At 58.2% G+C, this 17,505-nt stretch carries 17 protein-coding genes; 10 read left to right on the forward strand and 7 right to left on the reverse strand.

The genetic code is table 11. From position 1 onward, the window contains the following. Positions 1-116: 116 nt before the first annotated feature. A complete protein-coding gene (locus SJY29_RS16335; RefSeq protein WP_400084949.1) occupies positions 117-728 on the reverse strand; it encodes a TetR/AcrR family transcriptional regulator in 612 nt (203 codons plus the stop codon). A 113-nt stretch (positions 729-841) separates the two neighbouring features. On the opposite strand from SJY29_RS16335, the gene SJY29_RS16340 reads away from it, so the two are divergent. From SJY29_RS16340 to dxs, 5 genes are all read left to right on the forward strand, one after another. Next, complete coding sequence (locus tag SJY29_RS16340; RefSeq protein ID WP_400084952.1) at positions 842-2,887, forward strand: FAD-dependent oxidoreductase; 2,046 nt, start codon at positions 842-844, stop codon at positions 2,885-2,887. A 215-nt stretch (positions 2,888-3,102) separates the two neighbouring features. Beyond that, a complete protein-coding gene (locus SJY29_RS16345; RefSeq protein ID WP_400084955.1) occupies positions 3,103-4,026 on the forward strand; it encodes a histone deacetylase family protein in 924 nt (307 codons plus the stop codon). Further along, entirely contained in the window at positions 4,023-4,256 is a 234-nt protein-coding gene (locus SJY29_RS16350; protein WP_110280704.1) for an exodeoxyribonuclease VII small subunit, read from the forward strand. Before SJY29_RS16345 ends, SJY29_RS16350 begins: the two co-directional genes overlap by 4 nt. Further along, positions 4,249-5,157, forward strand: coding sequence for a polyprenyl synthetase family protein (locus SJY29_RS16355; protein ID WP_110280703.1), 909 nt, complete (start codon positions 4,249-4,251; stop codon positions 5,155-5,157). Before SJY29_RS16350 ends, SJY29_RS16355 begins: the two co-directional genes overlap by 8 nt. 11 nt (positions 5,158-5,168) lie before the next feature. Further along, positions 5,169-7,082, forward strand: a complete 1,914-nt coding sequence (dxs, locus tag SJY29_RS16360; RefSeq protein ID WP_400084959.1) for a 1-deoxy-D-xylulose-5-phosphate synthase — start codon at positions 5,169-5,171, stop codon at positions 7,080-7,082. Positions 7,083-7,140: 58 nt separating this feature from the next. On the opposite strand, the gene SJY29_RS16365 is transcribed toward dxs, so the two are convergent. Next, a complete protein-coding gene (locus SJY29_RS16365; protein WP_400084962.1) occupies positions 7,141-7,497 on the reverse strand; it encodes a cupin domain-containing protein in 357 nt (118 codons plus the stop codon). A gap of 133 nt (positions 7,498-7,630) precedes the next feature. Then, entirely contained in the window at positions 7,631-8,413 is a 783-nt protein-coding gene (locus tag SJY29_RS16370) for an ion transporter (protein WP_400084965.1), read from the reverse strand. A gap of 134 nt (positions 8,414-8,547) precedes the next feature. On the opposite strand from SJY29_RS16370, the gene SJY29_RS16375 reads away from it, so the two are divergent. After that, on the forward strand, positions 8,548-9,204 hold the full coding sequence (locus SJY29_RS16375) for a hypothetical protein (RefSeq protein ID WP_400084968.1): 657 nt from the start codon (positions 8,548-8,550) through the stop codon (positions 9,202-9,204). Here the strand turns inward: SJY29_RS16375 and SJY29_RS16380 are convergent. After that, the gene (locus SJY29_RS16380) at positions 9,170-10,030 is read right to left on the reverse strand and encodes an SDR family oxidoreductase (protein ID WP_400084971.1); all 861 of its coding nucleotides are present in this window, start codon (positions 10,028-10,030) and stop codon (positions 9,170-9,172) included. The two genes, SJY29_RS16375 and SJY29_RS16380, sit on opposite strands and share 35 nt — an antisense overlap. A gap of 103 nt (positions 10,031-10,133) precedes the next feature. Beyond that, entirely contained in the window at positions 10,134-10,883 is a 750-nt protein-coding gene (locus SJY29_RS16385) for a class II aldolase and adducin N-terminal domain-containing protein (protein ID WP_327545226.1), read from the reverse strand. A 71-nt stretch (positions 10,884-10,954) separates the two neighbouring features. Between SJY29_RS16385 and araD the strand changes: the two genes are divergently transcribed. The 4 genes from araD (at position 10,955) to preA (ending at position 16,424) form a co-directional block, all read left to right on the forward strand. Continuing rightward, positions 10,955-12,712: an L-arabinonate dehydratase gene (gene araD / locus SJY29_RS16390; protein ID WP_400084974.1), complete on the forward strand. Its 1,758-nt coding sequence runs from the start codon at positions 10,955-10,957 to the stop codon at positions 12,710-12,712. Next, positions 12,712-13,620 carry a Gfo/Idh/MocA family protein gene (locus tag SJY29_RS16395; RefSeq protein ID WP_400084977.1) on the forward strand — a complete coding sequence of 303 codons (909 nt, stop codon included), beginning with the start codon at positions 12,712-12,714 and terminating at the stop codon, positions 13,618-13,620. Before araD ends, SJY29_RS16395 begins: the two co-directional genes overlap by 1 nt. Before the next feature lie 163 nt (positions 13,621-13,783). Further along, positions 13,784-15,118 (forward strand): NAD(P)-dependent oxidoreductase, encoded by a 1,335-nt coding sequence (locus SJY29_RS16400; RefSeq protein WP_400084979.1) that lies wholly within the window; start codon positions 13,784-13,786, stop codon positions 15,116-15,118. Position 15,119: 1 nt separating this feature from the next. After that, a complete protein-coding gene (gene preA / locus SJY29_RS16405) occupies positions 15,120-16,424 on the forward strand; it encodes an NAD-dependent dihydropyrimidine dehydrogenase subunit PreA (protein WP_400084982.1) in 1,305 nt (434 codons plus the stop codon). 67 nt (positions 16,425-16,491) lie between these two features. Here the strand turns inward: preA and SJY29_RS16410 are convergent, their stop codons facing one another. Together SJY29_RS16410 and SJY29_RS16415 are read right to left on the reverse strand one after the other, a co-directional pair. Further along, complete coding sequence (locus SJY29_RS16410) at positions 16,492-16,737, reverse strand: hypothetical protein (protein WP_400084985.1); 246 nt, start codon at positions 16,735-16,737, stop codon at positions 16,492-16,494. Positions 16,738-16,770: 33 nt separating this feature from the next. Beyond that, positions 16,771-17,373 carry a TetR family transcriptional regulator C-terminal domain-containing protein gene (locus SJY29_RS16415; RefSeq protein WP_400084988.1) on the reverse strand — a complete coding sequence of 201 codons (603 nt, stop codon included), beginning with the start codon at positions 17,371-17,373 and terminating at the stop codon, positions 16,771-16,773. Positions 17,374-17,505 lie beyond the last annotated feature (132 nt).

The following is a 17,505-nucleotide window of genomic DNA, read 5'->3' on the forward strand; positions in this document are numbered from 1 at the left end:
GGTCAGCTTTGCGGGACAAAGCGCCATTTTGCTGCAAATCCAACAATGGCCGCAAAGCGCATCTTGCTCCAAACAGCTGACGAGGCAATGATCATGTCGCGGCTCCGCTTTGAAGCCTAGACATGCCGCGCCAGAAATCCTTCGACGTCCCTTCTCGAAGGAACGGTGCCAGAGAAAATTTCGACATAGTGCTGTACCCGCGCAAGCCTGTCGTGTCGCGCTTCTTCGACCTCCATCGAGATATATCCGATCTGCGTATAGACGACTGTCAGGCTGCGTACATGAGCTTGATCAGATGAGAATCCGTGACGCTGAAACAGGTCCGCTATGGCGCCGATGCGAAGGCTGTCAGCCTCCGTGACTCGGCGATGTAGATCACTATCAATACGAGCCCAGTTGCGGATGGCCAAATCCAGTGGTGCATCGAACAGGGAGGGGTCGAGCCAGCAATCCATGAGGTTGAACAACCCTTCGCAGATATTTGCCGCAGACCTATTGCACCGCTCCACAAGGTTGCCAGAATTTTTGGTTTCCCACCTTTCAATCATCGCGATGTGGAGTTCTTTGAGGTCCGCGAAAAACCAATAAAATCCTGTCCGCGAAAGGTTCAGCTTTTTTGCCAAGGCCATGACTTTGACCGCACCAATGCCGTCAGACACCAGCACCTCATAGGCGGCATCAAGCCAAAGGTCTTTTGAGCCGCGTTGACGGGAGAGGGGGTCAGTCATGACTTCAGAATAGAATACTTGACAGGTGTGTCAATTGCCATACAAAACAAACTTGACACTGATGTCAAGGTGACCGCATGCCCTCTGACACCTTCGGAAAAGGAGATTTTTCAGTGACCAAAGACCCGCTGCTTCAACCTTATCAGCTGAAACATCTGACGTTGAAAAATCGGATCATGACGACCAGCCATGAGCCTGCCTACCCCGAAGACGGCATGCCCAAGGACCGTTATCGGGCCTATCATGAAGAACGCGCAAAGGCGGGCGTTGCGCTGACCATGACCGCAGGCTCTGCGGCTGTATCAAAGGACAGCCCGCCGGTGTTCAACAATATTCTGGCCTATAAGGACGAGGTTGTACCGTGGATTCAGAATCTCACCGACAGCTGCCACGAACATGGTTGTGCTGTCATGATCCAACTGACCCACTTGGGACGGCGGACGACTTGGAACAAAGGCGACTGGTTGCCCTCTGTCTCGTCATCCAAACATCGCGAACCAGCGCACCGGGCCTTTCCCAAGCTGATCGAGGATTGGGACATTGAGCGGATCATTACCGATTTTGCGGATGCTGCAGAGCGGATGCAGGCGGGAGGCATGGATGGCATTGAAATGCAGGTCTACGGTCACCTGCTGGATCAATTCTGGTCGCCGCTGACCAATGATCTGGTCGGGCCCTATGGCGCGGACACTTTGGAAAACCGGATGCGGTTTCCGCTCGACGTGCTGTCGGCGATCCGCAAACGCGTTGGGGACGATTTTATCGTTGGGTTCCGCTATACGGCGGACGAGGCGCAGAAAGGCGGCATCACAGCCGAAGACGGATTGAAAATTTCCAAGACGCTGGCAGACACGGGCCAATTGGATTTTCTGAACGTCGTGCGCGGTCGCATTCATACCGATCCCGCCATGACCGATCTCATTCCGATCCAAGGCATGAAGAACGCGCCGCATCTGGATTTTGCAGGACAGGTCAAGAAGTTGACTGGTATGCCCACCTTCCATGCGGCCAAAATTCCTGACGTGGCAACCGCGCGACATGCGGTCGAAGCAGGTCTTCTGGATATGGTCGGCATGACCCGTGCGCATATGGCCGATCCCCATGTGGTCAAAAAGATCATGGAAGGACGAGAGGACGACATTCGCCCGTGCGTTGGCGCCACCTATTGTCTGGATCGCATCTATGAGGCCGGTGACGCCTTATGCATCCATAACGCGGCGACGGGGCGTGAATTGACCATGCCACATACGATCCAGGCTGCTGACTTGAAACGCAAAGTTGTAATCGTTGGCGCAGGGCCTGCGGGGCTTGAAGCTGCACGTGTGGCCGCTGAACGCGGTCACGAGGTTGTGGTGTTTGAGGCCCAGCCCGACCCAGGTGGACAGGTCCGCCTTACCGCCCAAAGCCCGCGCCGTCGCGAGATGATCTCGATCATCGACTGGCGGATGGCTCAATGTGCGGCCCGGGATGTTGTGTTCCATTTCAACACCTGGGCCGAGGCAGCGGATGTCATGGCCCTGGACCCCGATGTCGTCATCATCGCCACAGGCGGCATGCCAAACACCGAATTGTTCGAAAGTGGCAAGGACACGGCGAATGTGGTGACTTCTTGGGATATGATCGCGGGGGATGTGAAGCCTGCGCAAAGTGTCCTGATCTATGACGAAGCCGGCGATCATGCCGGAATGCAGGCGGCTGAAATCGCAGCCGCCGCGGGGTCAACAGTTGAGGTCATGACCCCCGATCGCACCTTCGCGCCGGGCGTTATGGCGATGAATTTGGTACCCTATATGCGCGCACTTCAGGACAAGGACGTGACCTTCACTGTGACGCGGCGATTGCTTGACGTGGCCCGCAGCGGCAACAGACTGACGGCAACGATTGGCACCGATTACAGCGATCATTCGAAGGAACAAGACTACGATCAGATCGTCATCAACTACGGCACATTGCCTTTGGACGAATTGTATTTTGATCTGAAACCTCTCAGCACGAACGGTGGGGCTGTGGATCATGACGCGTTGATCGAAGGTGCGCCGCAGACCATTCAACGCAATGAGGCCGGGAAGTATCAACTCTTTCGGATCGGCGATGCCGTGTCAGCCCGCAATACACACGCCGCAATTTATGATGCACTGAGGTTGGTGAAAGATTTGTAGGTATTCGGCACTGAACGCAGACCAACGCGCCATTCGTGTAGAACGCAGCATTGGTCAAAGTGGGCTCAAATCGGATTTGCGCTGCGCCTAGACCGACGGTCTGTTTTTTGAAAGTCAGCGCCGACACCAAGTTGCTGCCTGATCTCGCGCGGTAAATGCCGTGAAGATCACAAACATAGTTGTGCTTCCAGTCTGAATTGCGTTTTCATGCGCCCATGACAACAGCACTTATTTCACACCCCGATTGCGCGAACCACGTTACACCCCCGGGCCATCCTGAACAGGTGGCGCGGTTGGCGGCGGTCTTGAATGCCCTTGAGGGCATGCCCCTGACCCGTGTCACAGCCCCTTTGGTTGCTGACGATGATCTTCTGCGCGCCCATCCGCAGACCCATATTGATGCAATCCGTGCCGCTGCCCCGACAGAAGGATGGCGGTCACTGGATGCCGATACCCATATGTCGCCGGGCACGCTGACTGCTGCCTTGCGTGCTGCAGGGGGTGTTGTGCGCGCGGTTGATATGGTGCTGGGAGGAGAGGCGAACAATGCCTTTGTTGCGGTCCGTCCGCCGGGCCATCATGCGGAACGTGAAACGGCGATGGGGTTTTGCTTTTTCGGCAATGTCGTGATCGGGGCCAAGCACGCGCTGGACTATCACGGGCTGGATCGCGTCGCGATTGTGGATTTTGACGTGCACCACGGCAACGGCACGCAGGATCTGGTCGAGGATGATCCGCGTATTCTGTTTTGCTCGACCCATCAGTCCCCGCTTTATCCCGGCACCGGTGCCGCCCATGAGGTGGGTGTCGATAACGTGTTGAACGTGCCTTTGCCCGAGGGCACCGGATCAAAGGCGTTTCGTGATGTGATGGAGCGCCTTGTTCTGCCACGTATTGACGCATTCTCTCCACAACTCGTCATAATTTCGGCTGGTTTCGATGCACATATGAGTGATCCCTTGGCGGGGATGAACCTGACGACAGAAGACTTTGGTTGGGTGACAGAACGTTTGTGTGATGTAGCAAGTACCCATTGTGAGGGGCGGGTGGTGTCAAGCCTAGAAGGTGGATATGACCTGACAGCACTGGGGGCGTCTGCGGCTGCCCATGTAAAGGTTTTGGAGGAAAGAGGTCGATGAGCGACGTTGAAAACATGAGCTTTGAGGACGCAATCAAAGAATTGGAAAAGGTTGTTGGCCAGCTGGAGCGTGGCGACGTTGCTCTGGATGAAAGCATCGCCCTTTATGAGCGTGGCGCGGCCCTGAAAGCGCGCTGCGAAGCCAAGTTGAAAGAGGCTGAAGAAAAGGTCGCGAAGATCACATTGGGCGAAGGTGGTTCACCTGTCGGCACGGCACCGCTCGATGGCTAATCCTCTTGAAAAATATCAAATCGCTGCGCTGAAGCGCAAACCTTTCGAAGAAATGCTGGCCCATGCGGCAAAGGTTTCGCAGGCACGGATCGGGTTCGCCCTGACGGGGCTGGAAGGCAATGTCGCCGATGCGATGATCTATGCTTCTTCCGGCGGCAAGGCGTTCCGCGCGTTTCTGGTTTTGGAAACCACCCGTATGCTGGGGATCAATCCGGTTGCTGCAGCCGGTGCTGCCGCAGCGATCGAGTGTATTCACGCCTATTCCCTCGTGCATGATGACCTGCCCTGCATGGATGACGATGATCTGCGCCGTGGTCAGCCGACTGTTCACAAGAAGTGGGACGAAGCGACGGCTGTTTTGGCAGGTGATGGATTGCAGGCACTTGCGTTTGAGCTGTTGTTGCAGACCGAATGTGCCCCCCGTGCCAAGCTGAACCTCTTGATGTCCCTGACCAATGCTGCGGGTATTCGGGGTATGGTTGGCGGGCAGGCTGCGGATATTGCCGCAGAAACAGCCAAAATGCCGCTTGATTTGCAGCAGATCATGGACTTGCAGGCCGCCAAGACCGGCGCGCTGATTTCGTGGTCTGCCCTCGTTGGGCCGCGGATGGCCGAGGCCGAGCGTGAGCCTTTGTCGATCTATGGTGCCTATCTGGGTCTGGCGTTCCAGATTGTCGACGATGTTCTGGATGCGACTGGCGATGCAGACACTGTTGGCAAGGCTGTCGGCAAGGACGCTGTTGCCGGAAAGGCGACTTTTGTGTCTCTTTTAGGTCTTGATGGGGCGAAAAGCCGCGCGGCAGCACTGGTGGAAGAAGCCTGTGATGCGCTATCTCCGTACGGCGAAGATGCCGATACGTTGAAAGAAGCCGCGCAATTTGTGATTGCCCGCACACATTAAGAAGGGTCGCCATGTCTGACCAACCCCACACGCCCGTTCTGGACCGTGTCCATACACCTGCCGATATGAAGGGCATGTCTGACGCCGAATTGCGCCAGTTGGCCGATGAATTGCGCGCCGAGACGATCTCGGCGGTGTCTGTGACAGGCGGGCATTTGGGGGCTGGTCTGGGTGTGGTTGAAATGACCGTGGCCCTGCATGCGGTTTTCGATGCGCCCAAAGACAAGATCATCTGGGACGTGTCGCACCAGTGTTATCCGCACAAGATTTTGACGGGCCGGCGCGACCGCATCCGCACCCTGCGCACAGAAGGTGGCCTGAGCGGGTTTACCAAACGCTCCGAGAGCCCCTATGATCCCTTTGGTGCCGCCCATTCCAGCACCTCGATTTCTGCGGCCCTTGGCTTTGCCGTCGCCCGTGATCTGGGTGGTGAAGGTGGCGATGCGATTGCGATCATCGGTGATGGCGCGATGTCGGCGGGCATGGCCTATGAGGCGATGAATAACGCAGGCCATCTGGGCAAGCGCCTGATCGTGATCCTGAATGACAATGAAATGTCGATTGCGCCCCCCACAGGCGCGATGTCGTCCTATCTGTCGCGCCTTTATGCGGGCGAGCCGTTTCAGGAATTCAAGGCCGCCGCCAAAGGCGCGATATCCCTGCTGCCTGAACCCTTCCGCGAAGGGGCCAAGCGCGCCAAGGATGTGCTCAAGCATATGACCGTGGGCGGGACGCTGTTCGAGGAGTTGGGTTTCTCGTACCTCGGTCCGATTGACGGCCATGATATGGAGCAGCTTTTGTCGGTCTTGCGCACCGTCAAGGCCCGCGCCGACGGGCCGATCCTGATTCATGCGATCACGAAAAAGGGCAAAGGTTATGCCCCTGCCGAGCGCGCGAGCGACAAGGGCCATGCCACAGCCAAGTTTGATGTGATCACCGGTGAGCAGAAGAAAGCGCCGAGCAACGCGCCGTCCTATACCTCTGTCTTTGCCGAAAGCCTGCTGAAACATGCCGCGAGTGATCCCAAGATCTGCGCCGTCACTGCGGCGATGCCGGACGGCACCGGTCTGAACAAGTTCATGGAACGCTATGCGAGCCGTTGCTTTGACGTGGGTATCGCTGAACAACACGCGGTGACCTTCAGTGCCGGTCTTGCTGCTGGCGGGATGCGCCCGTTTTGCGCGCTTTATTCGACCTTCCTGCAACGCGGCTATGATCAGGTTGTCCATGATGTGGCGATCCAGCGTTTGCCGGTCCGTTTCGCGATTGACCGCGCGGGGCTGGTGGGAGCCGATGGGGCCACGCATGCGGGATCGTTTGATGTGGCGTTCCTTGCCAACCTGCCCGGATTTGTCGTGATGGCGGCTGCGGATGAGGGTGAATTGGTACGGATGGTTGCGACTGCTGCGGCGCATGACGAAGGCCCGATTGCGTTCCGTTTCCCGCGCGGTGAAGGCGTGGGCGTCGAGATGCCTGAAAACCCGCAGGTGCTGGAAATTGGTAAGGGCCGGATGATCCAAGAGGGGAGCCGCGTGGCGATCCTTTCGTTCGGGACGCGCCTGCAGGAAGTGATGAAAGCCTGCGAGGCTTTGGCTGCCAAAGGCATCACCCCCACAGTCGCAGATGCACGTTTTGCCAAACCACTGGACGGTGATCTGATCCTGAAACTGGCCACCGAGCATGAGGCGCTGATTACCGTCGAAGAGGGCGCTGTGGGTGGTTTCGGATCACATGTGGCGCAGCTCTTGGCGGATGAGGGTGTGTTCGATCACGGGCTGAAGTACCGGTCCATGGTGCTGCCCGATGCGTTCATTGACCAGGCCAGCCCCAAGGCGATGTACGATGTGGCGGGGATGAACGCCGAGCATATCGAAGCGAAGGTGCTTGAGGTGATGGGCGTGGCGACGTTGGAGAAGCGGGCGTAGGGCCGGATGGCCGCTTTGAGCGCATTTTGACCGATGCTGCGTCTTGTCTAGAGGTCCGCTATATCGACACTTTCTGTGCTGCTGTCGCAGCATCACCGGTGTTCGGAACGCCTTTGGGTTCGATAAGCAAGAGGTGCACTTCTCCTTCTGCCACTGGACGGTGTTCCACCCCTTTGGGCACAACAAATAACTCTCCCGGTCGGAGAGTTACATCGCGATCTCGCAACTCGATGCGCAGCGTTCCTTTCAGAACCAGAAAGAAATCATCAGTCTCGTCATGGTGATGCCATTTAAATTCGCCTTCAGCTTTGACAACCATCACGTCACAGTCATTGAATTGAGAAATAATCCTCGGACTCCAATGCTCGGTAAAAGTTGAAAGCTTTTGATCGAGATTTACGGCAGCATCGGACATAAATTGAGCCTTTTTCGAAGTTGGTGGAATGGTATCGACTGATAGCCTCACACTAGCTTCAGAGAGGCCGCACCACCAGAGCGGTCTTGGCTAAACGCGCTGCGAATGGCCACTTTGTCCGCAAAGCCGCCATTCACCCGTCTTTGGCGTTCTTTTCCAACCGCTTTTCAATCGCCTCCAGCTTCGCAAGCACCTCGTCGCGGTAGGCATCCGTTGCGGCGTTGCCTTCTTCGGCGTGGGCGTCCTGCATCGAGTTCACGATCAGGCCGACCAGCAGGTTTACCACCGCGAAAGTCGTCACCATGATGAACGGCACAAAGAAGGCCCATGCGTAGGGGTAGATTTCCATCACGGGGCGCACGATGCCCATCGACCAGCTTTCCAGCGTCATGATCTGGAACAGGGAATAGCCCGACCGCCCCAATGTGCCGAACCATTCGGGGAAGGCGTCGCCGAAGAGTTTGGTGGCCATGACGGCGGCGATGTAGAACACGATCCCCATCAGCAGGAACACCGATCCCATGCCCGGCAGGGCTGTGACAAAGCCTTCGACCACGCGGCGTAGCGAGGGCACGACCGAGATCACGCGCAGGACCCGCAGGATGCGCAGGGCGCGCAAGACCGACAGGCCGCCATTACCTGGAACCAGTGACACGCCAACGATGATGAAATCAAAGATGTTCCAGCCGCTGCGGAAGAATTGCAGGCGCTGGGCAAAGAGTTTGGCGCCAAGCTCGGCCACGAAGATCGCAAGGCAAATCCGGTCCAGCGCGATGATCAGAGGACCGGCCGCGTCCATGAGGGTTTGCGACGTCTCCATCCCCAGAATGATCGCGTTGAAGATGATCACCGCCACGATAAAGTTGCGGACCCATGCGGTGGCAAGCAGATCGGCTGTTTTCTGGCGGAGTGTCATGCGGGGTCCTCGGGTTGAAGCGCCCCTGATATGGGATGTTTGCAACAGTTGAGCAAGGGCATCATGTTGCGCCACGTAAGACTGGACGCATATCGGCGCGCCTGCGCATGATTTGCTTAAAAAGTGAGCCTAGAATGTCGTTAAACCCCCGTTTGATCTTTCGCTGGACCGCGTTTTTGCTGGCAGGAGGCTATTGCATCCGGATGCTGGTTTTCGGGGGCTGGGACCAGTTTGGAGGGCCGTTCCGGTTCCTGACTGTCTGGGCGCTGTTTTGTTCGTTCTTTGTGTTCAGCCGTATGATGGCGATTGAGGAAGGCAGGAGTGAGCGCCGCTGGGACGGTTTTGTCTGCATGACGGCGGTCATCAACACGATGGTCGTGATGCTCTACTGGCGTCTTTATTTTGCCGATCCGGCCTCGGTGACGCCTGATGGTGAATTGGCGGCATTGCATCTGGAACTCTACCTGCACGGGCTTGGACCTGCTTTGCAGGTGTTTGACAGTCTGTTCATCCACCGCAGCTATCGCCGTTTGGGGGCGGGTTTTGCGTGGCTTTGTGGTGTGGTGGGGGTTTATCTTTTGTGGGCGGAACTGGTGCTGCAACCGCTCAACACCAGCCCCGCAGGGCGCGTAACGAGCGGTTTGCCCTATCCGTTCCTGAACAATCTGGAACTGTCGGAGCGCCTGATTGTCTATGCATCCTATTTCACGTCGGGCGTTGTCGTCTTGCTGCTCTACGCCGGGATTGCCTGGGCGATCAGGCGCCGATTTCCTGTGCCAGCAACGCTCTGAGCCCCGACTTGTAGTCGGGGTATAGCAGCTCGACACCGAGTTCGTCCTTGATCCGGTCGTTCCGCACCTTTTTGCTTTCGGCGTAAAAGCTGCGCGCCATGGGCGACATGTCGGCGTCTTCGAAATCGACGGCTTCGGGGATGGGCAGCCCCAGCAACTCGGCGGCATAGGCGATCACATCTTCCGGCGGAGCGGGATCATCGTCGCAGACGTTATAGGCCGCACCGGGGTTGGGTTTGGCGATCGAGGCAGCCAGCACGCGGGCGATATCAGCGACATGGGTGCGGCTAAAGACCTGCCCCTCTTTGATGATCCGCCGTGCGGTGCCGTTGCGCACCTTCGAGAATGGTCCGCGCCCCGGCCCGTAGATGCCCGCAAGGCGGAAGATATGCAGCGGCAGTCCGGGGATGGCGGCCCATGCGGCCTCGGCCTCGACCCGCGCGATGCCGCGTTTGGTGGCGGGGGTGAGGGGGGTGTTCTCATCCACCCAATCGCCCTGGTGGTCGCCGTAGACACCCGTGGTGGATAGATAGCCGACCCATGCGAACTGGTCCGCGCGGTCTGCAATTTCATCGTGCAGTTCCGCCAGCACAGGATCGCCCGCGTCATCGGGGGCGGCCGAGATCAGCAGGTGGGTCGCGGCATCCAGCGCAGGGATCATATCGGCACCCGGCCAGATGCGCGGCTCAATCCCTTCGTTCATCAGGCGGGGCGCTTTGTCCTCCGAGCGCGTGGTGCCGATGATGCGCCAGTCTTGTGGCAGAAGGATGCGGGCGAGGGCGCGGGCGCTATAGCCGTGGCCGAAGGAAATGAGTGTTTTTGTCATGTGCCTGTGGTGCCGGAACCTGCGGGGTGAGGCAAGTGTTTGTGTCGGATGAGAGGGCGGGATGCCTCCGGCGGGGATACTTGCGGGGACAGTAATAACGGGACTAGGTGGCGTAGTCGGCTTGTTCGGCGTCGAGGACGGCGCGGAGTTCGGCGAGGTGCCGGATATCCTGTTCGGGGTAGGCTTCGAGTTCCTGTGCTGTTTTCTCGGCGATGTCGTCCGGCAGGATGCGGAGGGGCTGGCCGGTTTGCAGGGCGCGGATATAGGTTTCGGCGGCGCGTTCGAAGTAATACATCCGGTTGAAGGTTTCCGCCACGGTTGCTCCGATCACCAGCACGCCGTGATTGCCCATGATCATCACCTTTTGTTTGGGGTCGGAAAAGAGGGCGGCACAGCGCGCGCCTTCGCTTTCGAATGCCAGCCCGCCATAGCCGTCGTCGATCACATAGCGGTTGAAGAACGTGCAGCAGTTCTGATCGATGGGTGGCAGGCGACTGTCCTTGAGCGAGGCCAGAACCGTGGCAAAGACGGAATGCACATGCATCGCACAGCGCGCGTGGGGCACCAGACGGTGGATGCCCCCGTGCAGCCCCCATGCCGTTGGGTCAGGTGCGTTCGGGCCGGTGAGCGTGTCGGGATCATTGGCATCAACCACGATCAGATCACTGGCCTTGATCCGGCTGAAATGCATCTGGTTGGGGTTCATCAGGAACCTCGTGCCATCATCATTGATCGCAAGGCTGAAGTGGTTCGCCACGCCCTCATGCATGTTCAGCCGTGCTGTCCAGCGGAATGCCGCGGCCATATCGACCCGCTCTTGCCAGTGCGTCATATTTTGTGGATGGCTGTTCATCACCGCTCCTTGGATTTCATCGGGGGGCGCGTTAATGATGCGCCAACACATGCCTTAAAGGAAGTCTGATTATGACATTCAAGCCCGCCAAGTGGCCTCGCAAATTGCGGTCTCAGGAATGGTTCGGAGGATCGTCGAAAGATGCGATCTATCACCGCTCATGGATGAAGAATCAGGGCTTGCCTGCGGATTTGCTGGATGGACGTCCTGTGGTCGGTATCTGCAACACTTGGTCCGAGCTGACGCCGTGCAACGCGCATTTGCGCGATCTGGCCGAGAAGGTGAAGTTCGGGATTTACGAGGCGGGTGGTTTTCCTGTGGAATTTCCCGTGTTCTCGCCTGCCGAGAGCAGCTTGCGCCCCACTGCCATGATGTATCGCAACCTCTGTGCGATGGACGTGGAAGAGGCGATCCGCGGCATGTCGATGGACGGTGTTGTGCTGCTGGCGGGCTGCGACAAGACAACGCCTGCGCTGTTGATGGGGGCCGCTTCGGTGGATTTGCCCGCCATCGTTGTGTCGGGTGGTCCGATGTTGAACGGCATGTTCCGTGGCGAACGTGTGGGGTCTGGCACGCATCTGTGGAAATTCTCGGAAGCTGTGCGCGCGGGCGAAATGACGGCCGAGGAGTTTGTCGAGGCAGAAGCGTCGATGTCCCGCTCGCCGGGGTCGTGCAACACGATGGGCACGGCCAGCACAATGGCCTCGATGGCCGAGGCGCTGGGCATGGCGCTGTCCGGCAATGCGGCAATCCCTGCGGTGGACAGCCGCCGTCGTGTGATGGCGCATCTGACGGGGCGGCGCATCGTCCAGATGGTCAAGGATGATCTGAAACCGTCCGATGTGATGACCAAGCAGGCCTTTGAAAATGCGATCCGCACCAATGCCGCGATTGGCGGGTCCACCAATGCGGTGATCCACCTGCTGGCCATGGCAGGGCGCACCAAAGGCGTTGACCTGACCCTTGATGACTGGGACCGGTTGGGCCGCGATGTGCCCACGATTGTAAACCTGATGCCCTCGGGCAAATACCTGATGGAAGAGTTCTTCTATGCGGGTGGCCTGCCTGTCGTGATCAAGCGATTGGGCGAGGCAGGTCTCTTGCATAAAGACGCGCTGACCGTATCGGGCGGGTCCATGTGGGATGAGGTCAAACACGTCAAGAACTGGAATGAGGATGTGATCCTGCCGGTGGAAAAGGCGCTGACGCAATCCGGCGGTATCGCCGTGTTGCGCGGCAATCTGGCGCCGGGTGGGGCGGTCTTGAAACCCTCAGCAGCCACGCCGGAATTGATGCAACACCGTGGCCGTGCTGTCGTGTTCGAGGATATCGACGACTATAAAGCACGCATCAACGATGATGATCTTGATATTGACGAAACCTGCGTGATGGTTCTGAAAAACTGCGGTCCGCGCGGTTATCCGGGGATGGCAGAGGTGGGTAATATGGGTCTGCCGCCGAAGATCCTGAAGAAAGGGATCACCGATATGGTGCGGATTTCGGACGCGCGCATGTCGGGAACGGCCTTTGGCACCGTCGTGCTGCATACGTCGCCCGAGGCGGCTGTCGGTGGCCCGCTCGCCGTGGTGCAGTCGGGTGATATGATTGAGTTGGACGTCGCAGGGCGGCGTTTGCATCTGGATATTTCCGATGATGAGCTTGCCGCGCGTCTGGCGACATGGACCACTGAGAAATCCGGCGCGAATCCGCGGCCTGAAAGTGGTTATGCGATGCTGTACCATGATCGCGTCATGGGGGCCGATACGGGGGCCGATTTTGATTTCCTCGTCGGGCATCGCGGCAATGCTGTCGGCAAAGAGGCGCATTGATGACAGCCATTTGTCTGGTCGGGATCGGCAAAATTGCAATCGATCAACATGTGCCTGCGATAGGCGGAAGCGCCGATTGGGACCTTGCCGCGACGGTCAGCCGGGCTGGCACCGTTGACGGCGTGCAATCATTCACCGATTTTGATCAGATGCTCTCCGAGCGGCCCGATATCCCCGTGGTTTCCCTCTGCCTGCCGCCAGTGCCGCGCTATGATTACGCGGCCAAGGCAATCGCAGCGGGCCGCCATGTGATGCTGGAAAAACCCCCCGGCGCCACATTGGCCGAAGTATATGCGCTGGCCGACATGGCCCGCGCGGCGGGGGTTTCGCTTTATACAACATGGCACAGCCGGATGGCGAAAGGCGTAGCACCGGCCAAGGCGTGGCTTGCGGATAAAACCGTGACAGGCGCACATATTTGCTGGAAAGAGGACGTGCGGCGCTGGCATCCGGGGCAGGACTGGGTCTTTGCGCCCGGCGGCATGGGGGTGTTTGATCCGGGCAGCAATGCGCTGTCAATCATCACGGAAATCCTGCCAATGCCGATCCATTTGCGGTCCGCTGATCTGTTTTTTCCCGAGAACCGCGACACGCCGATTGCGGCGCATATGCAATGGACGCAAAATGTGACGGGTGATTTTGACTGGCGTCAGGAAGGTCCGCAAAGTTGGGATATCACGGTGGAGACGACCACCGGCACGCTCTCACTCCATGATGGGGGCGCGCGGCTGTTGATTGATGGCAATGAGGTCGCGGCGGGGGCGGATCGTGAGTATCCCGCGCTCTATGACCGGATGGCGGAATTGGTCAAAACAAATGCATCCGAGGTGGATTTGTCACCGATGCTGCATGTGGCGGACGCGCTGACACTTGGCAAACGCAACGTCGTCGCATCTTTCCACTTTTGACCTAACCTTATGATTTTCCATGTCTAATCAAACTTCCGCCGGAGGCATCCTGCCCGTGCGAAAGGCGTCTTCGGCTGTTTTCATAAACTGCCAAAAATTTACCATTTGATAAAAAATAAAACTGTGGCAGGCTGATGGTGAGAAGCCAGATCAGGATTGCACCATGTCCAGCCCCATGACCCCCGGAATTGCCGCAGCGCGTCTGCCCGCCGAGATACTCGGCGAGAACTTTGGCGATCTACATGCGCCCTTTACGCCCCATGAGGCGGCGGTTGCTGCGGATCGTTGTTATTTCTGCCATGACGCCCCCTGCGTGACGGCCTGCCCGACCGATATTGATATCCCGCTTTTCATCCGCCAGATCAGCACCGGCACACCCGAGGCGGCGGGCAAGACCATTTTTGACCAGAATATTCTGGGTGGCATGTGTGCCCGCGTCTGTCCGACAGAGGATCTTTGCGAACAGGCCTGCGTCCGCGAGATGGCCGAAGGCAAGCCGGTCGAAATCGGGCGATTGCAGCGCCATGCCACGGACACACTCATGGGCAAGCAGCGCCATCCTTATGATCGCGCGCCCGAAACCGGCAAGAAGGTAGCGGTCGTTGGCGCGGGGCCTGCGGGTCTGGCCTGTGCGCACCGCTTGGCGATGCATGGTCACGACGTGACCATCTATGATGCTGAGGCCAAGGCGGGCGGCCTGAATGAATTCGGGATCGCAGCCTATAAATCAACCGATGACTTCGCGGCGCGCGAGGTGGACTGGCTCTTGGGGATTGGCGGCATCACTGTGCAAACGGGGGTGCGCTTGGGCGAGGGTATTTCGCTTGGCGGCCTGACCGAGAGCTATGACGCAGTTTTCCTTGGTGTGGGTCTTGGCGGTGTGAATGCGCTGGGCAGTGCGGGCGAGGACAAGGACGGTGTCCGCAATGCTGTCGATTTCATCAAGGAACTGCGGCAGGCCAGCGATTTGGCGGCCCTGCCTATCGGCCGCGATGTGGTGGTGATCGGCGGCGGGATGACCGCTGTTGACGCCGCCGTGCAATCAAAACTGCTGGGCGCGCAAAACGTCACAATTGCATACAGGCGCGGGCGCGAGGCGATGAGCGCCAGCACCTATGAACAGGATCTGGCTGCATCAAAAGGTGTGCGGCTGATGTTCAACGCCCAGCCTGTGGCGATCCATGGCAACGGTGCGGTGCGCGAGATCGAACTGGAATACACCACCGACGATGGTAGCGGATTGAAAGGCACGGGCGAGACTGTGCGCCTGCCCGCCGATCAGGTGTTCAAGGCAATTGGCCAGACGCTGACGACTGACGGTGGTCTGGCACTGGCGGGCCGCAAGATTGCTGTGACAGGTGCGGGCCGGACGAGCCAGACAGGTGTCTGGGCCGGTGGGGATTGCGCGACTGGCGGTGATGACCTGACGGTCACCGCTGTCGCAGAAGGCCGCGATGCGGCGATGGATATTCATGCAACCTTGATGGGGAGCAACTAAAATGGCTGATCTGACAACAAACTTTCTGGGCATCAAAAGCCCCAATCCGTTCTGGCTGGCCTCGGCCCCGCCAACAGACAAGGAATACAACGTCCGTCGCGCGTTCGAGGCGGGCTGGGGCGGTGTCGTCTGGAAAACGCTGGGGTCCGAAGGACCGCCCGTCGTCAACGTCAACGGCCCGCGTTATGGCGCGATCTATGGCGCGGACCGGCGGTTGTTGGGGTTGAACAATATCGAGTTGATCACGGATCGCCCGTTGGAAGTGAACCTTGAAGAAATCACCCGCGTAAAGGCCGATTATCCGGATCGCGCAATGATCGTATCGATCATGGTGCCTTGTGAAGAACAGGCATGGAAAGACATTCTCCCCCGCGTGGCAGCCACTGGCGCAGATGGTATCGAGCTGAACTTTGGCTGCCCGCACGGAATGAGCGAACGGGGTATGGGTGCTGCTGTCGGGCAGGTGCCTGAATACATCGAAATGGTCACGCGCTGGTGCAAGCAGTATTACGACAAACCTGTCATTGTGAAACTGACGCCGAATATCACCGATGTACGCAAACCTGCGGCGGCGGCAATGCGCGGTGGGGCCGATGCGGTCAGCCTGATCAATACAATCAACTCGATCACGTCGGTGAACCTCGACACGATGTCGCCCGAACCGTCAATTGACGGCAAAGGATCGCATGGCGGCTATTGCGGCCCGGCGGTGAAACCGATTGCCATGTCAATGGTGTCCGAGATCGCGCGCAACCCCGAAACACGCGGTCTGCCGATCAGCGGGATCGGCGGGATCACCACATGGCGCGATGCGGCGGAGTTTATCAGCCTTGGCGCGGGCAACGTGCAGGTCTGCACCGCAGCGATGACCTATGGTTTCAAGATCGTGCAGGAAATGATCAGCGGGCTGTCCCAGTGGATGGATGAGAAGGGCTATACATCCGTCGAAGAGGTCGTTGGGCGTGCAGTGCCCAATGTCACCGACTGGCAGTATCTGAACCTGAACTACGTGGTCAAGGCCAAGATCAATCAGGACGACTGCATCAAATGCGGGCGCTGCTATGCGGCCTGTGAAGATACCAGCCATCAGGCGATTGCCATGTCCGAGGATCGCACGTTCAGCGTGATTGATGCGGAATGTGTGGCCTGTAACCTCTGTGTCGATGTTTGCCCGGTGGAAAACTGCATCACGATGGAAGCGATGCAGCCGGGAGAGGTTGATCCGCGCACAGGGAAAGTGGTGCAGAAGGAATACGCCAACTGGACGACGCACCCGAATAATCCGGGGGCGGTTGCTGCCGAGTGAAGCACAAGAATTTTTGACAAAAATTCTTGTGGTCTCTGCGATAACCTTCGTACGAAGGTTATCGCAATCACGTGTGCACGATCATTCTTCCCGCATTGCAGATAACGATGAACTGCCCACCACATTCGATCAGATGATAGCCGCGTCGGCTGACTTCATTTATGAAAGCCACGCGCCCGATTTCGCGATCGACATCTTTCACGGCGCGTCTGACAATACCGCCTGATCGCGCAGCTTTGGCATCAAAGATACGGGCGCACCAGCTCGGGTTCGTGCTCGGATGGCGGACGGTTGAGGCATGGACAATCTGCATACCAAAACGTCCCACGCATTGGTGAATACTCTCTTAAACGCGCAAGAGTTTCGAATACAGCGTGTCGAGAAAGGACAAGGCCCCGTCATGCGGGGCTTTGTCGCCCAAGACAGCGCGCACCTGCACGTCGAAGTCGGCGTAATGCTGGGTAAAGGCCCAGATGGAAAAGATCAGATGATGCGGGTCGATGGCCGCGATTTTTCCTGCATCTGCCCAGCCCTGGATGATGGCGGCCTTCTCATCGACCAGCGTTTTCAGATCGGTTTTCAGAATATCTTCGATATGGGGCGCACCTTGCAGGACTTCATTCGCAAACAGCCGGCTTTCGCGGGGAAAATCGCGGCTCATTGCCAGTTTGCGCTGTGCATAGCCCATGATCTCGGCCACCGGATCGCCGGAGCCGTCAAGGGCTTTCAACGGGTCGAGCCATGTTTCGAGGAGGCGTTCCAGAAGCGCCGTGTGAATGGCCTCTTTCGAAGGGAAATAGTAGAGCAGGTTCGGTTTGGACAGGCCCGCCGCATCGGCGATCTGATCCAGCGTTGCCCCCCGAAACCCGTATTGCGAGAAAATATCGAGACCGGCAGAGAGGATCGCCGCGCGATTGCGCTGCTGGATGCGGGTGGGGGCTTTGGTCATGCCGATCCTTTGCTCAAAATTCAGGCGAAGCCGGGCCGGATTTGCCCAATTTTGCCTGTGATGGATGCATCTGCCAGTATTTAGCGCAGAGAACTTGACTGATGTTTCCTCTCTGTTAGCGTTATTTTGACC

The organism is Yoonia sp. R78084 (assembly GCF_044595625.1).
Classification (GTDB): Bacteria; Pseudomonadota; Alphaproteobacteria; order Rhodobacterales; family Rhodobacteraceae; genus Yoonia.

Coding starts and splice junctions, on each gene's coding strand:
- SJY29_RS16335 (WP_400084949.1), bottom strand. CDS start 728: ATGACTGACCCCCTCTCCCGTCAACGCGGCTCAAAAGACCTTTGGCTT.
- SJY29_RS16345 (WP_400084955.1), top strand. CDS start 3,103: ATGACAACAGCACTTATTTCACACCCCGATTGCGCGAACCACGTTACA.
- SJY29_RS16350 (WP_110280704.1), top strand. CDS start 4,023: ATGAGCGACGTTGAAAACATGAGCTTTGAGGACGCAATCAAAGAATTG.
- SJY29_RS16355 (WP_110280703.1), top strand. CDS start 4,249: ATGGCTAATCCTCTTGAAAAATATCAAATCGCTGCGCTGAAGCGCAAA.
- dxs (WP_400084959.1), top strand. CDS start 5,169: ATGTCTGACCAACCCCACACGCCCGTTCTGGACCGTGTCCATACACCT.
- SJY29_RS16365 (WP_400084962.1), bottom strand. CDS start 7,497: ATGTCCGATGCTGCCGTAAATCTCGATCAAAAGCTTTCAACTTTTACC.
- SJY29_RS16370 (WP_400084965.1), bottom strand. CDS start 8,413: ATGACACTCCGCCAGAAAACAGCCGATCTGCTTGCCACCGCATGGGTC.
- SJY29_RS16375 (WP_400084968.1), top strand. CDS start 8,548: ATGTCGTTAAACCCCCGTTTGATCTTTCGCTGGACCGCGTTTTTGCTG.
- SJY29_RS16380 (WP_400084971.1), bottom strand. CDS start 10,030: ATGACAAAAACACTCATTTCCTTCGGCCACGGCTATAGCGCCCGCGCC.
- SJY29_RS16385 (WP_327545226.1), bottom strand. CDS start 10,883: ATGAACAGCCATCCACAAAATATGACGCACTGGCAAGAGCGGGTCGAT.
- araD (WP_400084974.1), top strand. CDS start 10,955: ATGACATTCAAGCCCGCCAAGTGGCCTCGCAAATTGCGGTCTCAGGAA.
- SJY29_RS16395 (WP_400084977.1), top strand. CDS start 12,712: ATGACAGCCATTTGTCTGGTCGGGATCGGCAAAATTGCAATCGATCAA.
- SJY29_RS16400 (WP_400084979.1), top strand. CDS start 13,784: ATGTCCAGCCCCATGACCCCCGGAATTGCCGCAGCGCGTCTGCCCGCC.
- preA (WP_400084982.1), top strand. CDS start 15,120: ATGGCTGATCTGACAACAAACTTTCTGGGCATCAAAAGCCCCAATCCG.
- SJY29_RS16410 (WP_400084985.1), bottom strand. CDS start 16,737: ATGCAGATTGTCCATGCCTCAACCGTCCGCCATCCGAGCACGAACCCG.
- SJY29_RS16415 (WP_400084988.1), bottom strand. CDS start 17,373: ATGACCAAAGCCCCCACCCGCATCCAGCAGCGCAATCGCGCGGCGATC.